We start from the raw sequence: 20,298 nt of genomic DNA on the forward strand, positions 1-20,298 counted from the left end.
ATTACCTTGCTTTCGAAAAATAGCCTATTACTTTCTGCACAGCTTTTATTACAGATCGCACATCTTCCTCTGTCATTTTCGGAAATAAGGGAAGTGTAATCGCTTCTTCATAGTAGAGTTCAGCGTTAGGACAAATCCCCTTCTTATATCCTAAGTTTTGGTAATAAGCTAAAGTATGGACTGGGATATAATGAACATGTACACCTATATTTTCAGCACGTAAAGCTTCAAATATAGTCTTTCTATCTACACTTAAACTGTCTAATCGCAATCGAAGCATGTATAAATGCCAACTTGATTCACCAGCTGCCTCTTGAAAAGGTACCACTACATTCGGAATGTTATGAAAAGCAGCTGTATATTGTTTAGCAATCTCTCTGCGTCTTTTTACAAAACTATCAAGTCTTTTTAATTGAGAACATCCTAAACTAGCTTGTATATCTGTCATTCGGTAGTTCATACCTAAATCAACCATTTCATAGCTCCATGGTCCCTCATTCTCTTTTAAAGTATCCTTCGTGATGCCATGTGATCGAAATAATCGAAGTTTTTTTGCATATTCTTCTGAATTAGTGACAATAATGCCACCTTCACCTGTCGTTATATGCTTGACAGGATGAAAGCTGAACATCGTCATATCAGCTTGAGAACCAACCTTTTCTCCCTTATAGGAAGCACCAATCGAATGTGCACCGTCTTCTATAAAAACTAAATGATGCTTTTTACATAACGCTTTGATTCCATCTAAATCCGCCGGCTGTCCTGTATAATCTACAGCAATAACTGCCCTTGTTTTAGAGGTAATCAGTTTTTCGATATTAACTGGGTCAATGTTATAAGTTTGTTTATCAATATCTGCAAAAACTGGTTTTCCTCCCATATAAAGAACACAGTTGGCGGACGCTGCAAATGTCATTGGGGTTGTAATGACTTCATCTCCATCACCTATGCCAGCTGCATAACAAGCACCATGCAGAGCAGCTGTGCCATTTATAAAAGCAACGGCATATTTTGTGCCGACATATTCTGCTATCGCTTGTTCAAATTGATCAATTTTAGGACCCTGTGTTAAATAAGGACTTTGCAATGTTTCTACAACTGCCTGTACATCTTCTTCTGTAATCCATTGTTGGCCATATGACAGAAACTCCTGTCTTACTGGTTGGCCTCCATACAATGCTAATTCCATTTCATTTTCCTCCTTTGGAAAAAAGCCACCTTACATCAGGTGACTTTTAATCCATTCTTCCGTTTCTCTTAATCCTGCTTCTAACGTATACTTAGGGCTCCAATTTAATAATTGTTTTGCCTTATCATAATTGCATAAAAGCTTTTGAATCTCACTTTGCGGATGAATATGTTCAATGTGTTTAATACGGTCCGAATCTCCAACAATTTTAAGGGCCAGTTCATTGATAGAAACGTCTCTTCCTAAGCCAGCATTTACAATTTCTCCGTTTACAGCATCTGAATATCCAGCATTCACAACAAACTCTGCACAATCTTCCACATATAATAAATCTCTTGTTTGCGTTCCCTCACCATATATATGAAGCTGCTCTCCAGCTATTTTTTTCTTCAGAAAAATGGCTACTACGCCACCTTCTCCTCCAGTTTTCTGAAAAGGTCCATATGTATTAAACGGACGGATTACAACAGTCGGCAAACCGTAAGCATGATAATAAGACAATACCATATTTTCCGCTGCAATTTTACTTCCTGCATAAGGAGAAGCTGGTTTAATTGCATGCTGTTCTGTAATCCCTGTTTCATCGGTACATTGATCATACACCATACATGTACTCATAAATACAACCTTTGTGTTGGTTTTTCTACACTGTTCCAATACATAGAAAGTCCCGATAGTATCGTTGTTAAAAGTTGTTCGAGGATCATCAATCGAATCTTGGACATTAATCGATGCTCCAAGATGATAGCAAATATCAAAGGATGTTTTAGCAAACAATTTCTCTAACAATGCCTCATCCTTAATATCGCCAATAATGAATTCCTCTAGTTGATCTTTAAATTCCTCAATATTTTTCTCACTGCCATTAGATAAATCATCTAAAATCCAGACTTTTTGTCCATCTGCCAGCAACTTCTTTGCTACAGCTCTGCCAATAAAGCCTGCTCCGCCTGTTAATAGAATATTCATAATGTCCCCTTTCTAAAGTAAATCCCATTGTAATGGAGTTCCTTTTTTTAAAGAACTCTTCGCTTTTTTTCCTAAAATAGTTTGTAAGTGTTTTGGGGGTAAACCGTACCCTGGACGGATAGGTCGGATGTTATCTTTTGTAAATAATTCTCCTTCTTCTATATCCTTAATAATATAAAGAGATCTTCTATCTTTTAATGATGGCAATTCATCTTTAGTGGGTCCATAACTAATCTTCCCTAAGCTTTTCCATGCTCTTTCAGTTTCTAAAACCAACGCCTTCATTTCATCAGGTTCCATTGAAAACGCAGCATCAGTTCCACCAGAGGATCTTGAAATAGTAAAATGTTTTTCAATGACTGTTGCTCCCAAAACTACACTTGCTACTCCTACTCCTATTCCCATCGTATGGTCACTCAAGCCTACTTCACATTGAAATAAATCTTTCATATGAGGAATCGTTAATAAATTTGAATTATCAGGAGATGCTGGATACGTACTTGTACATTTTAATAAAATTATATCTTTAGCTCCTGCATCCCTGGCAGCCTTTAACGTATCATCTAATTCCCCAGCAGTTGCTAAACCAGTAGAAATGATTATTGGTTTACCTGTCTTTGCAACCTTTTGGATAAGTGGAATGTCAGTATTTTCAAAAGATGCTATTTTATAACACGGGACATCTAGCGTTTCAAGAAAATCAACTGCTGTTTCATCAAACGGTGAACTAAAAGCAATTAATCCTAACTGATGACATCTTTCAAAAATCTCTTTGTGCCATTCCCAAGGAGTGTATGCTTTCTTATATAGATTATGGTAAGTTTGGCCTTTCCATAAACTTTCTGGATTATCAATCATAAAATCACTGTTATCTACATCTAATGTCATAGTATCTGCAGTATAAGTTTGCAGTTTTAAAGCATCAACTCCCGCTTCTGCTGCAGCTTCTACTATTTGAAGTGCCTTTTCAAGAGATTGATTATGATTGCCGGACATTTCAGCTATAATAAATGGTTTATGATTTTCCCCTATCATCCTGCCAGCAATATTTATTTCATTGTTCATGATTTTTCCTCCATAATAGCCTCAATTACAGGTTTTTTTACATATGTTTCATTAACATTCATCAGATTTCTTGCCTTTTCCTTAACTTTTCCCAACTTTTCTTTTCCTTTTAAAATATTTTCTAGCATGTGAGATAAATCATTTTCTTTGACTTCAGTATGCCACCCCATATTCCAAATTGCCCCATACTGAGAAGCCGCAACTACCGACGCTCTTTGATTTTCTTCTACTATAGTGACAATTGTTGGCAGACCAAGATAACATCTTTCCCACATGGTTACTCCTCCAGCTCCTAAAGAAAGATCTGCTTGTCTCATTAAATCAGCTAAGTAGTCAATTTGTAAATAATAGTAATAACCATTCATCTCACATTTTTCTCTAATATGTTCCTTATTAATATTTGATTGTCCGGTAACTACATGCACTTTTATTTTTGAAGTATCTAGATCAGATAAGGCATTAATAGCTTTATCTGTTTCATTTGTTGGATCAGAGCCTCCATAAAAAATTAATATATCATGAACTTGTTTATCTTTTTTTTGTTTTCCAGTGCCTTTTTTATAAAATTCTGGTCGTAAAAGTAAATATTTCGGACCTAATAACTGTTTGCATTCCTTTGGAACTAATTTTACATATCTGTTCGTAAAATCCTTAACATAGTTTTGATCAAGTAAGATATCACAATCATGCTTTCTATTTGCTAAATCATCAATTACCATAATTTTTATGTTAGGGAAGTTACAACGAATTTCTTTTTCCCATTTTATATCAATTTGATAATGATCAATTATTAGTAAATCACAATTTATTTTTTTTAATATTTTTACAACATGATCCGTTTTCTTACTATCATCAATAAGATTTAAATATACATTAAATCCTTGCTGAATAATTAATTCAGACAAATCCCCTTCTGCCTTATTGCATATAAAGGAAACTTTTATTCCTTCTTCTCTTAGCATATGGGCTAAAGTAAGGCAACGCATAACATGGCCAGAACCAATTAGATAAGATGCATCAGCTCGAATAACAACATCTTCTATCATATTAAATAACCGGCTTTTGTTTAATATGAGAATTAATTTTTGCAATATCTGGATGTTCTTTGAGGTATTTCACGACATCTGTTGCTGATATTAAAGTGTCATTGTAGAAATAATCGGCAATTTTACAACAAAGTTCATAATCCTCATTCGTATCCAAGGTTATTCTTAAGGATGGCTCTTGAATTGTTTTCAAAGCTTCTATCTCAGTCCATGTAAATTCAGATGAATTTTCATAAGCATAGTAGGTGACATGTTCTCTATGTCGTTCTTCCCTTCCATGCTGGTGTATATATAATAATGAAGAATAAGAACATAACTCTACAGCTAGGCCTCTCGGTAAGTTACCATTAATCCGTATAAAGTCTTTCCTATCCTTTGTCATTTTCTCAATCATTTTACTACCTAGATTATAATCAACAAAAGGACAATCCGCAGTCACTCTCATTACCATATCTGGCTGATATGGTTGTGCTGCCTTTACATATCTATCAAGCACATCCGTTTCAGATCCTCTATAACATAAAACATTTTGTTTTAAACACCATTCTTCTACAATATTATCTTGAGCAAGTGTTGAAGTCGCAATAATAACTTGATCAATTCCTCTGATTCTTTTACATCTTTCAACTACATAAGTTAAAACATTTACTTCTCCAAGAGGTTTTAATATTTTCCCGGGTAATCTTGATGATCCCATACGAGCCTGAATAATTACAATCGTCTTCATTTTTTACCACCTTACAATTATTGTTACAGAAAAAACTTTAAGTCCTGCAAAGTTTTTATCCGATCATCAGCCTCATATTCTTCTGGCATCTCAATATGCTTATGCTGTCCTGTCATTATACGAATTGTTTTAAAGCCAAGGGGCTTTATGCCAACAAAGTCTTTTCTCGGGTTATCTCCTACATAAACAATATCTTGTGATTCTACTTTTTCTTGTCTCATTATATGTGTAAAGCAATATGGCGAAGGTTTCGCATTCTTTTTTCCATATCGATGAGTTACATAACAATGCTTCATTATCGGATAAAGACCTAACGCTTCTAACTTATTATGCTGTACAATTTTATTTCCATCAGTCACAATATAAAGAGGATAATTAGAAATACTCTTTAAAAATATCAAAGTATTATCTGGCAAGGAAATATTAGGTTTATGAGTTCTATAAACCGATAGGCATTCTTTAGCAACTTTCTTTGTATAAATTCCATAATGTCTTAACACATCATCAAAAATACTACCTCTTCCGTGTGTTTGAAGACGTGACCACATCCATTTATTGGTTTCTACTTCAGCCACATTATATTTTTTTGCGATAAAAGAAGCAACTTCATGAAAACCACTCTTTACGTATGATAGCTCATCATAAAGCGTATCATCTAAATCAAAAACTATCACCTTCACATAATCAAATCCTTCTTATACCTAATTAATGTCAAGTCCTTGCTACATTGTATAAACGGATAATCATCTAAACTCTCGTTATTTGATTCTAAAATAAACCATTGAAAACTAGTTAAACCTGCTCTAACACTTAATGTTGAAGCACCACCTATTCTAGGATTACATTCAATTATCTGTGGATTATTATGCGTATCCAGTAAAATTTGAAACATAACATGACCACTTAACCCCAAATCTTCAGCTAAATTCATCGACAAATTAGTTAACTTTTCATTCTCTATGGTACGTGTAATTTGTGATTCACCGTCCACAACCATTACTCTTTCTCGTGCTATTGCTCCTTTACTTTTACCATTCCTATTAACATATACATCTACGCTATACTCCTTACCTTGAATAAAAGGTTGATAGATAGGACTTTCCAAATAATTTGCTCCACTTATGGCATCTTCTTTATTTATATTTATAAGCATATTTTTAGCCCCTGATCCATATCTCTCTTTCACTACAAATCTAGAGCATTTTAAAGCATTAATATCCCTTGTTGTTTCTATCACTGGATACCCCATCTTGCGTAACTCTTTAAAAAAAAGGAATTTATCTTGCGTTATTTCAATGCTTCTTTTATCAGAAACCATCACACTGATATTATTTTGTTTAAACTCCTGATAATGTTCGGCAAAGTATTTCAATTCACCATCTCTAGTAGGAAAGATTATATTCACACCTTTTTTTTTGCAAAAATTAAGTATTTCGTTTACAGACATATCTGCGAGTTTAGGCATATGCCAAAACTCATCAACGAAGTGACTTCCTACAACATGTTTATTTATATCAGCACCAATAATATATATTTCTTTTAAATTGGCAGAATCTCTGATTGAACTTATTAAAGGTACTTTACTTGAAATACTTGTTATAAGAATCTTATTCAATATATATCACATTCCTAAATTTAATTTCTTAAAGTTTTTTCCTTCTATAAATTATGGAAGTTTTTACACACTCCCATACTCTGTAAATCCAATCTATATTCTTCAAAATTATTAATAGATAGATAAGTATATCTAATTCATTCATTATCGCAAACAAAGAAATCAAAAAATAAATAGTAAATATATCAAAGGAAGGGATAACCCCTCTAGTTAAAAACCACTGTTTCCATTTCGACCGAATTACTCCGTATTTTCTAATAAATGGCAATATATAGGTTTGAACTGCTAGATGATCAATAATAAATGTCAAAATTAATAATCCATCTATCCACATAGGTTCATTTGTTGCTAGAATAATTCCAATTAAAACAACAGCTCTTACAAGCCGATCTGTATATGCATCTAATTTTGCTCCAAATACTGTACATTGGTTAGTTAATCGTGCTAAATTCCCATCAGCTCCGTCAATAATGTGGTGTAACTGCAATAGTATACCGGCCAATATTAAGTGTTGGAACATCATTGATATTCCTGATCCAACACCTAAAAGGCCCGATATAATCGTCACAGTATTTGGTTTTAACCGCAAATCATATACAAGCTTTGTAAAGAATGGATCAATTAAATGAGCGTAGTATTTATTAAAAAAATATTCTTCTGGTCTTCTTTTCTGAACTACATACCGAGATCTAAACGTCCTGTAATTACTGACTATTTTCATTACTATTTACACTCCGAAATACTGAAATAAAATCTTCTCCACTTCTTAAACCAGCGTTTTCTAAAAAAGAGATTATTTCTTTTTGATGACTCGCAACAGTTATTAATATCTTTCCTTTTACTTGCGGAGGAATGACCTCAGTGTTCTGCACCAATTTCCCGTGTTTATTTATATCTGAATCATAAATGCTAGAAATATTGAAGCCTTTTGCTGTGATCCAAGAATACAGAACCTGTCCAATTTCTCCAGCTCCCCAAATTGTTAAATGATCATTTTTATTGCGAAGAATAAAATGATCAATCTTTTCATCATCTAATATATGAAAATCTTTAGCATCCTTCGATTGTATTTCAGTAGAAGCCAATATCTCTTTCAATGCATTTACCGCTCTTTTAGGAGCTTTACTATCATTGAAGCTATATAATTCTTTTAAAAGACCAGAATAAGGAACTTCTTCATTTTTCATAGAAGTTTCTATCAAATCTTGTAATCTATTTATATCTTGTGTATGAGGAAGTATGTTTCTGACCTTTATATCAAGACTTTCTAAGTTACTTTCATCCTCTTTTTCTTTTGTGTATACCGCTATATTTTTCATATTTTGCAAATTGGTAAATCCAGTATTCACCTTATTTTGATAAGGGTCTAACAATACTATAGGCTTCTTAAAAAGCATTGCATCAAAAATTGCTCCACTATGATCACTGATTACAGCATCACATTGACTCAACAAATCAAAAAGGTCATACTGTTCATCAAATATAAAGACATCTTCTGACTTTAGAAATTCATCCATTTTTATCTTATTATCGGAAAGCACATTACCATGGTGCAATTTTATTAAAACTGTATAATTTTCTTTTAGTTTCTCAAGCGAGGTACTAAAAAGGTTTAAAGATGATAAATCTGCCCATGTAGGACAATAGACCACAACAGGCTTTTTTACTAGTTTTCGACTAAATAACTTACCCTGGATATCCAAGATTTCTTGTTTATAATTTACTCTATTTCTTGGATGACCTATGTTTATAACTTTGCTGAATTTTGATAATCTTTTTTCAGCATAGGGTCCATAACTTAAAATCAGATCAAATCCTTTATTCCATTCAGCATAATTCCAACGGTCCTTAGCATAACCATAAAGACATCTAACTTTTATTATCTTATTATCCAATAATTGAAATCCTGGTAAAAAATATGGGGCAATAATCATATCGAATGAAATTTGATTACCAAACACCTCTTCAAAGCTACAATAATTTATGTCATTATTCTGAAAGTACTCTTCCAGCTTTTCAAATCGACCATTTACGTGTCTAGGTGTATAAATGATAAACATTACTTCCATTTCATTTTTCCTAAGCTCTATAGCAATCCGTTTAAGATGTATATAATGGAAAATGTTTGTGCAAGCTATTCCTATTTGTTTCAAAATATAATCTCTTCCTTTTGTATTTATAATATTCTTATCTATATACCATGAAGTCCACTTCTGATTGATAATCAAATTGTTGAAGATAATCAATAATTTGAAACATTCCTGGCTGAGAAGCAACTATTACTTTATTAATTTTTTTATTATCGATAATATCGGGTGAATACACTTCCATGCCATCAATAAGCTTCCCTTGTAATTCAGGGTTCGAATCAATATACCCCCGTAAATGCCAACCTCGCTTAACTAATACCTCATTTACTGACTTTCCAAATTCTCCAGATCCCCAAATATAGATTGACTGATTATTTTTAAATCGATTTAATTGCTTTTCTTTGATTAAAAACGCACATTCATCTAATGTGTATTTTTTTCGGACAGTGGTAGAATTTAAAGATACTCTTATTTTAACTAAAAATTCATTTAAACTTCCCATTAACAACTTGTCCTCATTAAGTCGATAAAATAAATCATAATCCTCAAACAATGGAAGATTACGATAACGATACTTTTTTAATACCTCCAATTTAATCATCATTGTTGTATGAGATATACAACAAAACCACTTTAATCTTTCAGCTATTTGTTCTTCATTTAAAGTTGAATTTTTATATGGTTCTATATATTTTTTAAATGTCTTGTATCTTTGACTTTTTTCTATTTCCAAAGTATCTGGGAAGTACTCACAAAGAGTTTTAGATAGGGTCATTTTTGGAGTAGTTAACATAAAAGATAACTGCTTTTCAAATCTTTCTGGATGCTGAACATCATCGGCATCAATTTTCACTACATAATCTCCGATACTTTTATCAATACCAAAATTCAACGCTTTTGGTATACCAACGTTTTTTTCCAGAAAGAAAACTTTCATCCGATTATCCTTATAACTTTTGAGGATATCAACTGTTCCATCATTGGAGCCATCATCCACAACAATAAATTCAAAATCGGTAAAAGACTGGTTTAAAACACTATCAATTGTCTCTTTGATATGTTTTGCACCATTATATACTGACATAAGAGCTGTTAATTGTACCAATTAGCTTCACCCTCTTTTTATAGATTCAAAGGCTTTTTGCCATTAAGTATTCATCAATACTATCCCATACTCGCTGACTAGCTTTATTATCCAAAAACTTAAACACTAAATTCCTTATTCTCTCTCTATGATCAATATATGGATCAATACCATCTATTAAGGAATAAATATTACTCTTAAGCTCTTCAAAACTATTAACTGTAGGACCAGGAGTAAAATATTGATAAGGCTCTAACATGAATCCTCTATTTTCTGTATATTCATCCAAATCTGTTGGTGCAAAAATTACTGGTAAATCAATTAGTAAAGTGTCAAAAAATATGGATGAATAATCTGTAATTAATAGTTTTCCACAGCCTAATAATTCATATAGATGTATTTTATTCATCTTCAATATATCTTCTGAAAGTAGAAATATCCTTTTTTCTTTAAAAATCTCTAAATCTTTAAATTGGTTATACTCATAAGGGTGTAGTTTAACTATTAGAAAGAGATTTTTTTCTTCTAACATTTTAATTAGTTTCTTTTTACTTTCATCTTTAAACCCTATTAGCTTTTTCCATTCTTTATTAGTTTCAACTTGTGAATTTTTACCTTTCCGCCATGTTGGCAAATAGAAAACTATATTAGCAAAGTCTAAATTCTGCTCTACTACTTTTTCCAATTTTCCCAAACTGTTTTTTTCAAAAAGCAAATCATTTCGCGGCATCCCAGTTATCTTATATTTGTTAGAATTAGTTGGAAAACAACTATTAAAAAAGGTACTATAAAGTTGGGAATAAGACATAATTAATTGAATTTGGTCTGATCGTTGCTTTATATGATTAATTAAGTCTTCTGTTACTCCACTTTCCTGAAGATATCCCATTTTTTTCAGAGGAAACCCATGCCACATTTCAATATTTATATGACTTCCATCATACAAACCATCAAAGTGAGAAGAGCACAAAACATCAAAGTCCATAAGCTCTCCCACATTTTTTTCTTCAATTAAAGATACATCGTATTTCCCCTTAAATTCTATAGGCATATACTTATATAAAGCATATCCATTATAATTTGAATAATTGTAATTTATAATGCCTATTTTTATTTTTCGACCATTAGGTTTGTTATCGAGAGTAATAGACTTTAAGATTTCATTATAGTTTTTAGTCATATTATAATGATGGACAGCTATATCCATTGGAACTATTTTTTTATGATGGATTCCCATATCTAATAATTGGCTATATATCTCGCTTGAGAATTGACTTGCAATAACGACATAATCAAAATTTCGCTTTACTATTTCACTAGCTGAGAAAACAACATGGTTTCGAAAGGTCAAATTATGCTTACTTTCGTTATTATCACTAAAGCCAATAATATTCACTTTAGCAAAATCAAGAATCTCCAAGAGCTTCTCTGAACTACTACCAGTTCCAAAAATAATAATATTAAGTTTCATACATACACCTTCACTATTAATATAACGTTTAACGTATTTATTTTAAGGATATGACTTATTCAAGCAACTATTTCGTAATTAAAACACTTCCAAAATAATCACTAATTGGAGTATAACTGATGTTTTCATTTTCACAATAATCTCGCACAGCACTTTTTACACCCTTATATTTATCAAAATTATAGTCATGAATTAAAATATAGCCACCTTTTGATAAACGCTTATAAAAATATTTTAGCCCTTCTAATGTAGGCTGGTACAAATCTACATCAATGCTGACAAAGGCAAAGCATTCATCCTCTAATCCAATAGTAGTCTCAGGAAAGTAGCCTTTTCTTACAATAATATTGTCTGGATTTTTAATTTTTTTCAAAACAATTTCTAAATTAGTATCCTCAAATCTTCCAGCTTTAGCTATAGAATAATTATTTATTTCTTCCAAATGTATGTCTTTTTCTGAAAAGCCTTCAAATGTATCAAATAAATAGAATTTTTTTTGAGGAAATAGATCTCTAATAATTTTTGTAAAGTCGCCTTGATATACTCCTAATTCAGCTATGCTTCCTTTTACTTGCTTATATTCAAGTTCACGTGATAATAATTCAAGAGTAGATAAACGAACATAATCATTTCCCTTTAAGGCATAGTCTGGATATTCCATTAAATTGATCTTTCGACTTTCCCTAATACCTTGATTTATGGAGTATAGGCCAAAGTCATTAAATATCTCAGGCAAATATTCAGGTTTTAAGGCCTTTTTATATCTCTCATATTCTTGATTTTTTTTTACATAAAATTCTCTAAACTGTTTTTGCTGCATTGTTCGACGCAAAGGGATGATTATTTTTTTATTATCAATTCCCAATTTCAGCAATTGATTTTGCATTTCTTCAGCGTAAGTAGAACTTCCAATAATGATAAAGTCAAAATCATATAGCCCTAAATCGTTTGGTGATATGATTTGTTTATTATTATATTCCACTTTTTCAACTAACTTTTTATTATCAATATATCCTTCAATTGATACTTGATCTGTGTTGATATACTTTAAGATTTTTTCGGCTCCCAATCCTGTTCCGAAAATAAACACTTTGATTTTTTCCAATTGGATTACCATCTTTCATATTATACTTTTATTTTTTTATAATTAGCGCTGGTCTAAAACCCAATAGTCTCTGAATATCTTTTTCATCAATTTTAAAAAGGGTATTTTCTTTAATAATATTCATTTCGTTGTTTGTATAATAGCTATATGCAGCTGCTTTACCTTCCTCATCTATATAACTATGTAAACCATATGACTTATCTACATTTCTTTCATGATTCCAGACAGTTTCATCATTGGCTACGATAGTATTACTCAAATTTGAATTTTGGATATATAAAACCCATTCATCAATATCTCTAGTAACTTGGGGCAACCGAATTCTTGTATTCAATAAATTATCAATATGAACATTTTGATTCAGACCTTCTTTCAGCCTTTTAAAACTTACATAGTTTTGTATATTTCGATCAGCAATTAATTTTTTATTGGCCCCATCTTCATCTACCATAATAAAATAAAAATCTCCATTCGGATTTCCCATTGACTCATTTGAAATAAAATCAACTGTTTCTTTTCCAAGATTATCAAATGTTCCAATTCTATTATATGTTGCAGTATAGTGGCAGCGAATTTTTTTACCGATTTCTAGTTCGTCTATCGTAGTTACTTCATTTACATGTAGTACTCTTTCGTTTTCTTCCACTTCTACACCTAAAAACCAGAATATAGATCTCTCTAATAAACGGATCTCAACCTGATGCTCTTGGTTTTCAAGATTATTAATCTCAAAAACACTAGCTTTAATTCCGCTACTATTTTTAGTATTGCTATTAACAACCTCTCCATCAATTAATACTTGTATACTGTTATTGTCCGTTACTTTTCTACCTATAATTCGCAGATACTTACCGGTAAATCTAAACTTTATTGTGGAGTAATCAGTATTCATTTCTTCTTTAAATAAGTAAATTCCACTATTTCTATATCTCTTTTCTACATGCCCTGTAAAACTAAAACACCCATTATATACATCATAATATTTATAACACTTATGATTTATATTTTTATATAACTGGTAATGTTCTCTTAAAATAAGTTCAGTAATCCGCTCAATTGTTCCGTTACATCTCTCTAAAAACGGTCTAAAGGACTCAATTAAAATTTTTGCTTTTTCTATAACATTACTTTGTTTTCTTATATTTGCAGCTTTTAAGCTTAGTGATTGAAAATGAGAACGATTTATCGGATAAATATAAGTAACATAACACTCATTCATAATGATTTTTTTCATTATTTTATCAAATTTTTGGAATTTTTTTGGAAGTTGTGAAATGTTTTTCTTCACTAGTTTATTTTCAATCTCACTTAAAACTACTAAAATTTCCTTATATAACTTTTGAAAATTCTCCATGGATTGTTCCATTTTGTTAATATACTTCAATAAGTGTCCATCACTATATTCATTTTGTATAGTTTGAAACCAATTTTCTTGCACCACAGCAGAACACAGTCTATTTTTAATGAAATCTTTTAATGGTATAAATTCAGTACCTGCGATTGCAGCTCCACCATTTGTTGTATTTATTACCTCGACATTTTTATATTTTGCAATATAGTACTCCATATTCTCCAGCATATTAATGAAAGAAGGAGTGGATTCTATATCCCTTCCATATACATCTTTTACAATAATAGTGTTCGCTCGATCAGTTTCTTGTAATTGAAAAGACCTGCCTAGACCTTTGTACTCAACTTCTTTAGAATAATATTGATTATTTCTGAAAGCTAAATTTTGACCAACGAATACCACTGGAGAACATCCTAACTTAGCTGCTAATTGGAATGTCACAGAAGCAATTGTTGGAGCATCTTCGATAAATTCAAAGTTCATTCCATTTTGATTTTGCAAATAATATTTACTTACTGTATCTTGGCTTGTAAACATATGCAACTTCGGGCCACGATATAAATTTAACGTTTCAAAACCCACGCTCGTACCATATATCATGGGAATAGATTCAATCCCTTTTTCTATAATACTTGAATACACATTATGGTTATGGCCTTGTGGATCATAAGTAGTTACTGCATCTGGTATGATATCTTGAGCAATTAGAGCTTTATTAGCGGAACCAACGGCAAAAATATAGGCTAGTTTATGTTGTTTTATATATCTTAAATTTTCATATTCTTCTTCTAAAGACGGACCAGCTGAAACAATAATTAAAGGTTTTTGCTTAAAGAGTTTTTTATATGCCTGATTTAAGATATTTGGAGAATTTACCGTTGTAGAAAGATTTGAAAGACTATTTATTGTCCACCTTGTACTAAATTTAGTATCGATATAAAGTGATTGTTTTTTATATTCAACCGCCATTTTAAAGTCTTCCATAAAATCTGCAAATTCATCTTTAAAAATTTGTTGATAACTCGGTAAAATAATTAATAAAATTCTTTCCTGTATTTCTTCTGTTAATTTTATTAAAAAATTTTGGCCCGCTTCTCTGGATGTTTCGACAAATATATTCTTTATTCTGTATAAAGGTATTTCTACATGGTCAGCATATAATTTAAATATATTGATTTTAGGCTCATAAATAGAGAAATTAAACATGGGATTACGCTTTGTAAAAGCCTCAATATGATAACCTAAGCCAACACCATAGAATAATACATGGTCATAATCACCCATATTCTCTTGGAACTGCTCAATAAATTTTTCCGCTTCACTTTTCGGGTCATATTTGCTATGAAGAAATCGTGAACGGTCATCTTTATTTACTTGTATAGTAGGCATACCCGTTCGTGTTTCAATTACTTGATAACTGGTATCATCTTCTTCTATTGAATCTATTTTTATTAAATTGAAAAGACTTGGATTGTATTCTCTTAAAATAGATAAATTTTTGCTTTTCAAATTATCATATCCTTTATTATTAATTATTAATTAAAAAGTTTTTCATTCACCAAATCAGAGAATCATTTCCTTTAATATCCAATTTCTCAATATTTCTTTTTCTATTGCTTTTTCTTTTGAAACAATAGGTATTTCTTTCATTAGATAACTATCATGATTTGCCTTGTATTTGGTATATGTTGGAGGAATAATATACATATTATTTGTTTCATATGCAATTCTTATTTCATCTTCTGTCATGAGTTCTTCATACATTTTTTCCCCTGGCCTTAAGCCGATTTCTTTTATTTCAACTATATTGTTTAATTCGAATTTATTCGAAATTTCTTCCATTATAATCTCAGCTAGATCACCTAATTTAATTATTGGCATTTTTAATACAAAAACTTCTCCACCAATTGCTTTTTCATTTGCTTCGAGGATAAGGGAAATGGCTTGAGATGGAGTCATCATATAACGAAGCATTTCTTTATTGGTAATAGTTATATACCCTTTTTCCAAAATCTGCTTTTTAAACAACGGGATAACTGACCCCCTTGATCCCATTACATTGCCGAATCGAACCGAACTAAAAATGGTATTTTTAGGACCCTTTTGATAGTTGGCTGCAGAAACAAGCCTTTCAGCCGTCAATTTTGTGGCTCCATAAGCATTAGTAGGGGCAATCGCTTTATCTGTACTTGTAAACAAGACTCTTTTTACACCAGCATCTAATGCAGCTTGAATGACATTTTGTGTTCCGATGACATTTGTTTTCACTGCTTCAAAAGGATTATACTCGCACGCAGGTACATGTTTCATTGCTGCTAAATGAAACACAAAATCAATATCTTCCATTGCCATTAACAGCCTCTGCTGATCTCTCACATCACCAATTAAATACCTAATATTAGATATACTTCCCAACTCTTGCTGCAGTTCAAATTGCTTATACTCATCCCTGCTAAATATCCGAACAACTTCCGGCTCACATTTAAGAATTTCAATCAGCAGCTGTTTGCCAATTGTCCCTGTTCCGCCAATAATTAAAATCTTTTTACGATAGTATAGATTATTATCCATTTAATTAACTCTTTTCTATTTATTTATAACCTGAAATGTCTTTTCAGTGACTGATCCAATTGATTCAAATTGTGGAAGAATTTCATAAGAAATAATATCTCCAATTAAGATGTAATCATAATTTTCAATTGCATCCAGCAGGTTAGGCAATTCAACTTCGAAATGATTAGCGATATTCAATAGATTTTCCTTATACTCATTTAACTCCGTATTGCCAATACTCTTTATCGTACTATACACCCAATTTAAGCCTTCCAATAAATCTTGAAGCATGCCCCATGCTTCTTCTGTTGGGGTTTGATAAAATTGCTCTGTAAGCTGTTTAATACTTGGGATAGCACGATTACTATATTCGTTTAATGATACCGTTAAATCGTTAATAAATTCATCAATTGTTTTTGTTACTAATTCTATTTTTTCAATTGTATTGATTTGCTCCATAATTTGTTCTTCAAAATCACTATAAACTTCTTTTCCATTAATAATTAAGTGACTAAAGTATAATTTGTTTTTTTCTAAGTCCTCATTAATTTTTTGAATAAGCATATCTATATTTTCAACACTATTTTCATAAATAAGCATTTCACCGGATAAATATAATTCCATTTAGTAACCCCCAAAAACGTATTCTACTTACTATATCGGTATTATTTCAAAGAGTTGAATAAGAAATAGAAGATAAATAATGGAAGGAAAGGTATCGAAGAAAAATTAAGACAAAAAATGACTACCGAAATCTCGGTAGTCATTTGCCATTATTATTAACCTAATAATTGTAATACTGATTGTGGACGTTGGTTTGCTTGAGCAAGCATAGATTGAGATGCTTGAGAAAGGATGTTAGACTTAGTCATTTCCATCATTTCTTTCGCCATGTCTACGTCACGTACACGAGATTCAGCAGATTGTAGGTTCTCAGAAGAGTTACCTAAGTTGCTGATTGTATGCTCTAGACGGTTTTGGAATGCTCCAAGTTTAGAACGTTCAGCAGAAACTTGGTTAATAGCTGCATCGATAGTTGAAATTGCAGAAGTAGCTTTTTTATGATCACTGATATCTAAAGCATAAACTTCAGCACCAGTAGCATTACCAGCATCTGTAAGTTTATTTGCAGCACCTGAAGCAAATTTAGCATCAGAAGATTTTGCAACAAGCTCCGCACCAACAGTAGTTCCATTTTCTGTTAGTACTTTGTTTGCTCCTGTAACTTTTGCACCACTAGCTGAATTGTAGTCTTCAGTTCCAGCTGCACCGCCAGTTACCCATGCATTTTTTTGACCAGCTTGAGCTGATTGACCAATTTGAGCTGTAGATCCAGCTGTACCAGCAATTCCAAGTGCTTCTGCACGCATATCAAAAATATCAACAGTAAAGTTTTGTTGTGAGTTTGCACCAATTTGTAAGTGTAAACCATTTCCACTAGCTGTATTACCAGCAGTTGCAACTCTATTACCACTGCTTAAGCTTTGTGAACCATTCAATAATTTCTTTTGGTTAAACTCAGTGTTGTTACCAATACGGTTAATTTCAGAAGTTAATTGGTTTAATTCTTTTTGTAATTCTTGACGGTCTTGATCTGTATTTGTATCGTTCGCTGCTTGTGTAGCAAGTTCACGCATACGTTGTAGAATGGAATGCGTTTCGTTTAAAGCACCTTCAGCTGTTTGGATCAATGAGATACCATCTTGAGCATTACGTTGTGCTTGGTTTAAACCGCTGATTTGTCCACGCATTTTCTCAGAAATTGCTAGACCAGCTGCGTCGTCTCCTGCACGGTTAATACGTAAACCAGAAGATAATTTCTCCATAGATTTAGAAGCATTTGCTTGGTTTGCACCCATTTGGCGATATGTATTCATCGCTGATAAGTTATGATTGATAATCATTGTTTGTTTTCCTCCCTGAATATAAATAGTTCCACATCCATGTGGTTAGCCGGTCATTTCAAGTAGTCGGCCGCCTTCTTGAATTGCCGTTCTATTAAATATATCGTCAGGCAATGATTTATGTTTAGTATATTAACTATAAAAATCTAATTATTTTTTCCTAATTTGATTAGTAAGATTTTTTATAAACTCAACGGAGGCATCTCCAGCTTCATTATTTTCATTTTGAATAGCTACATAGACCTCTTTTCTATGTATTTCGATATTTTTGGGAGCCTCGATTCCGATTTTTATTTGCTCTCCTTCAATTGCAAGGATCGTAATTTCAATATCATTTGCGATTTTTATCGATTGATTTACTTTCCGTTTTAATACAAGCATTATTTAGAACCCTCCTTTTGTTCCTTAAAAAGAAAAAGTTCATGTTTTGTTTGGTAATCTGAATCTACTAATATGACTTGTTTTCCTCTTTTCAATCTATCGTTTATAACAATAGGGCCTTGAAGATTAGCTGTAATGCTTTTCAATTCTTCTTTAATAGTTAATAGAGAAAAGATAACTACTTCCTTTGTATCTTGTATATTCAATAACTCTTTCACATCTTCGGGAATTTTTACTGCGTATTCTTTAAAATACAAAAATGGATCAATCATTACAAAAGCTGATGAGGGGGTTGCTACTGATTGAAGTACAAAAAGGTCTGCTCCTCCTTCTAAAGGTAATATATAAAATTCCTTTTCCTCTTCAAATCCAGGTAATCCTTGTTCAAATCGAATTATTTTATCTTTTTCTATAGCAACATTCCCATGAAATTTCGTTTTAATTTCCACTTTATAACCACCATTCTTATTTTCAATTTATTCTTTGCATTTGCTAGAAGAAAAATTCCGTTTGATATCCTATCTATAGTTACTTCTATTATAAACGAAAAAAGCTATCCAATCGGACAGCTTATCGTAAGAAGTCTACTAATGATCTTTGAATAATTTGCGCTCCTACTTGAAGTGCTGCATTATGAACCATTTGCTGTGTTAAGTAGCCCATCACCGCTTCTTCAAAATCCATATCTTCATTCTCAGAAAGGGTTTTATTGGCAACAACTTCTTGCTGCTTCAATCTACTCTCTACCATTTCAGCACGATTCAATTGTGCTCCTAATTGGGATTGTGTAGAAACCACATTATTTATATATCCATCAATAGCATCTAATGATTTAGTTATTTCCTTCCCTGTTGCATCTGGATCCGAGATCATTTTCTTAATGGCCTCAATCCCGCCGAACATATCTAATGAAAAAGCTTCATTTGAAACGACATTAACAGGAATGGATACACCTTTCGAAACTTCTAATAGCACACGATTTGAATTCGTCGAAACAGCAGTATCTTTTGAAATAACGATACTTTCACTATCTAAATTCTTTTCTACAGCAACTGTTTCTCCATCTTTATATGCTAATTCTTCTTGATAGGTATACGTGATTTCTCCCGTACTTTCATCGATTTTAATCGAAGATCCATTTTTATCTTTATACATATTATCTGTGCTATCATAGGTGTAATTATTCCCTTGATAATTTATTACATATTCAGAAGGATTAATAGATCCGTCTGCTAAGCCAGCCTGGAATCCACCGAATTCCATATTTATTTGATTTAAATTCATTGGAGAAGACGCTGTATCAGTGCCATTAAAAATATACTTATCCCCTACTTTTGTTTCTGCCAACGTAACCAGCTGTTCTTGTAATGTTGTAATTTCATTTACGATATTCTTGCGTGCTGTTTCATCATAGGTATCATTTGATGCTTGTACTGTCAATTCTCTAATTTTTTGTAAAATTTGATTCGCGCTATCTAGAGCGGTATCAGCATTTTCCATCCAGTTATATCCTTCATTAAGGTTTCGCTGATATTGTTTTATCTCCGCTACTTGTGTACGATAACGCATCCCTTTCATGGCTACAACTGGATCATCAGAGGGTTTTGTTATTTTTTTTCCCGTTGTAATTTGATCAGAAAGTCTTTGTAAATCCGAATAGCTGTTACTAATGTATTTCAAATTATTATTAGTAAGCATTGATTGTGTTACTCTCATTTGCCCATTACACTCCTAGTTTTAATTAGTTA

General features: G+C 32.0%; 19 protein-coding genes. All 19 read right to left on the reverse strand.

What is annotated here, in order from left to right; genetic code table 11:
- Position 1: 1 nt before the first annotated feature.
- The 19 genes from pseC to flgL all read right to left on the reverse strand — a co-directional run bounded on the left by pseC (position 2) and on the right by flgL (position 20,266).
- The gene (gene pseC / locus NSQ89_RS17670) at positions 2-1,189 is read right to left on the reverse strand and encodes a UDP-4-amino-4,6-dideoxy-N-acetyl-beta-L-altrosamine transaminase (protein ID WP_341132962.1); all 1,188 of its coding nucleotides are present in this window, start codon (positions 1,187-1,189) and stop codon (positions 2-4) included.
- Between the two features lie 30 nt (positions 1,190-1,219).
- Complete coding sequence (locus NSQ89_RS17675; protein WP_341132963.1) at positions 1,220-2,158, reverse strand: SDR family NAD(P)-dependent oxidoreductase; 939 nt, start codon at positions 2,156-2,158, stop codon at positions 1,220-1,222.
- A 12-nt stretch (positions 2,159-2,170) separates the two neighbouring features.
- Positions 2,171-3,223 (reverse strand): pseudaminic acid synthase, encoded by a 1,053-nt coding sequence (pseI, locus tag NSQ89_RS17680; RefSeq protein WP_341132964.1) that lies wholly within the window; start codon positions 3,221-3,223, stop codon positions 2,171-2,173.
- Entirely contained in the window at positions 3,220-4,269 is a 1,050-nt protein-coding gene (pseG, locus tag NSQ89_RS17685; protein WP_341132965.1) for a UDP-2,4-diacetamido-2,4,6-trideoxy-beta-L-altropyranose hydrolase, read from the reverse strand. The genes pseI and pseG overlap by 4 nt, the downstream gene beginning before the upstream one ends.
- A 1-nt stretch (position 4,270) precedes the next feature.
- Positions 4,271-4,996, reverse strand: coding sequence for a cytidylyltransferase domain-containing protein (locus NSQ89_RS17690; RefSeq protein ID WP_095258494.1), 726 nt, complete (start codon positions 4,994-4,996; stop codon positions 4,271-4,273).
- Between the two features lie 23 nt (positions 4,997-5,019).
- Positions 5,020-5,676: an HAD family hydrolase gene (locus tag NSQ89_RS17695; protein ID WP_095258493.1), complete on the reverse strand. Its 657-nt coding sequence runs from the start codon at positions 5,674-5,676 to the stop codon at positions 5,020-5,022.
- Positions 5,673-6,611 carry an ATP-grasp domain-containing protein gene (locus NSQ89_RS17700; protein WP_095258492.1) on the reverse strand — a complete coding sequence of 313 codons (939 nt, stop codon included), beginning with the start codon at positions 6,609-6,611 and terminating at the stop codon, positions 5,673-5,675. Before NSQ89_RS17700 ends, NSQ89_RS17695 begins: the two co-directional genes overlap by 4 nt.
- A gap of 28 nt (positions 6,612-6,639) precedes the next feature.
- Complete coding sequence (locus NSQ89_RS17705) at positions 6,640-7,332, reverse strand: CDP-alcohol phosphatidyltransferase family protein (RefSeq protein ID WP_341132966.1); 693 nt, start codon at positions 7,330-7,332, stop codon at positions 6,640-6,642.
- Positions 7,316-8,764 (reverse strand): CDP-glycerol glycerophosphotransferase family protein, encoded by a 1,449-nt coding sequence (locus tag NSQ89_RS17710; RefSeq protein ID WP_142300794.1) that lies wholly within the window; start codon positions 8,762-8,764, stop codon positions 7,316-7,318. The genes NSQ89_RS17705 and NSQ89_RS17710 overlap by 17 nt, the downstream gene beginning before the upstream one ends.
- A gap of 34 nt (positions 8,765-8,798) precedes the next feature.
- Positions 8,799-9,806: a glycosyltransferase gene (locus tag NSQ89_RS17715; RefSeq protein WP_251688243.1), complete on the reverse strand. Its 1,008-nt coding sequence runs from the start codon at positions 9,804-9,806 to the stop codon at positions 8,799-8,801.
- A 25-nt stretch (positions 9,807-9,831) separates the two neighbouring features.
- A complete protein-coding gene (locus tag NSQ89_RS17720; protein ID WP_341132967.1) occupies positions 9,832-11,256 on the reverse strand; it encodes a CDP-glycerol glycerophosphotransferase family protein in 1,425 nt (474 codons plus the stop codon).
- A 67-nt stretch (positions 11,257-11,323) separates the two neighbouring features.
- Entirely contained in the window at positions 11,324-12,361 is a 1,038-nt protein-coding gene (locus NSQ89_RS17725; RefSeq protein ID WP_341132968.1) for a TylF/MycF/NovP-related O-methyltransferase, read from the reverse strand.
- 28 nt (positions 12,362-12,389) lie between these two features.
- Positions 12,390-15,221, reverse strand: coding sequence for a 6-hydroxymethylpterin diphosphokinase MptE-like protein (locus NSQ89_RS17730; protein ID WP_341132969.1), 2,832 nt, complete (start codon positions 15,219-15,221; stop codon positions 12,390-12,392).
- A 54-nt stretch (positions 15,222-15,275) separates the two neighbouring features.
- Positions 15,276-16,283 (reverse strand): UDP-N-acetylglucosamine 4,6-dehydratase family protein, encoded by a 1,008-nt coding sequence (locus NSQ89_RS17735; protein ID WP_341132970.1) that lies wholly within the window; start codon positions 16,281-16,283, stop codon positions 15,276-15,278.
- 15 nt (positions 16,284-16,298) lie between these two features.
- Positions 16,299-16,889 carry a hypothetical protein gene (locus NSQ89_RS17740; RefSeq protein ID WP_095258480.1) on the reverse strand — a complete coding sequence of 197 codons (591 nt, stop codon included), beginning with the start codon at positions 16,887-16,889 and terminating at the stop codon, positions 16,299-16,301.
- Between the two features lie 155 nt (positions 16,890-17,044).
- Entirely contained in the window at positions 17,045-18,169 is a 1,125-nt protein-coding gene (locus NSQ89_RS17745; protein ID WP_341132971.1) for a flagellin N-terminal helical domain-containing protein, read from the reverse strand.
- Positions 18,170-18,319: 150 nt separating this feature from the next.
- On the reverse strand, positions 18,320-18,550 hold the full coding sequence (gene csrA / locus NSQ89_RS17750) for a carbon storage regulator CsrA (protein ID WP_047944779.1): 231 nt from the start codon (positions 18,548-18,550) through the stop codon (positions 18,320-18,322).
- Complete coding sequence (gene fliW / locus NSQ89_RS17755) at positions 18,550-18,999, reverse strand: flagellar assembly protein FliW (protein ID WP_341132972.1); 450 nt, start codon at positions 18,997-18,999, stop codon at positions 18,550-18,552. Before fliW ends, csrA begins: the two co-directional genes overlap by 1 nt.
- Before the next feature lie 121 nt (positions 19,000-19,120).
- On the reverse strand, positions 19,121-20,266 hold the full coding sequence (flgL, locus tag NSQ89_RS17760; RefSeq protein WP_047944775.1) for a flagellar hook-associated protein FlgL: 1,146 nt from the start codon (positions 20,264-20,266) through the stop codon (positions 19,121-19,123).
- Positions 20,267-20,298 lie beyond the last annotated feature (32 nt).

This window comes from Niallia sp. FSL R7-0648, from assembly GCF_038007005.1.
In the GTDB taxonomy this organism is placed as follows: Bacteria; Bacillota; Bacilli; order Bacillales; family Cytobacillaceae; genus Niallia; species Niallia circulans.

Coding starts and splice junctions, on each gene's coding strand:
- pseC (WP_341132962.1), bottom strand. CDS start 1,189: ATGGAATTAGCATTGTATGGAGGCCAACCAGTAAGACAGGAGTTTCTG.
- NSQ89_RS17675 (WP_341132963.1), bottom strand. CDS start 2,158: ATGAATATTCTATTAACAGGCGGAGCAGGCTTTATTGGCAGAGCTGTA.
- pseI (WP_341132964.1), bottom strand. CDS start 3,223: ATGAACAATGAAATAAATATTGCTGGCAGGATGATAGGGGAAAATCAT.
- pseG (WP_341132965.1), bottom strand. CDS start 4,269: ATGATAGAAGATGTTGTTATTCGAGCTGATGCATCTTATCTAATTGGT.
- NSQ89_RS17690 (WP_095258494.1), bottom strand. CDS start 4,996: ATGAAGACGATTGTAATTATTCAGGCTCGTATGGGATCATCAAGATTA.
- NSQ89_RS17705 (WP_341132966.1), bottom strand. CDS start 7,332: ATGAAAATAGTCAGTAATTACAGGACGTTTAGATCTCGGTATGTAGTT.
- NSQ89_RS17720 (WP_341132967.1), bottom strand. CDS start 11,256: ATGAAACTTAATATTATTATTTTTGGAACTGGTAGTAGTTCAGAGAAG.
- NSQ89_RS17735 (WP_341132970.1), bottom strand. CDS start 16,283: ATGGATAATAATCTATACTATCGTAAAAAGATTTTAATTATTGGCGGA.
- NSQ89_RS17740 (WP_095258480.1), bottom strand. CDS start 16,889: ATGGAATTATATTTATCCGGTGAAATGCTTATTTATGAAAATAGTGTT.
- NSQ89_RS17745 (WP_341132971.1), bottom strand. CDS start 18,169: ATGATTATCAATCATAACTTATCAGCGATGAATACATATCGCCAAATG.
- csrA (WP_047944779.1), bottom strand. CDS start 18,550: ATGCTTGTATTAAAACGGAAAGTAAATCAATCGATAAAAATCGCAAAT.
- flgL (WP_047944775.1), bottom strand. CDS start 20,266: ATGAGAGTAACACAATCAATGCTTACTAATAATAATTTGAAATACATT.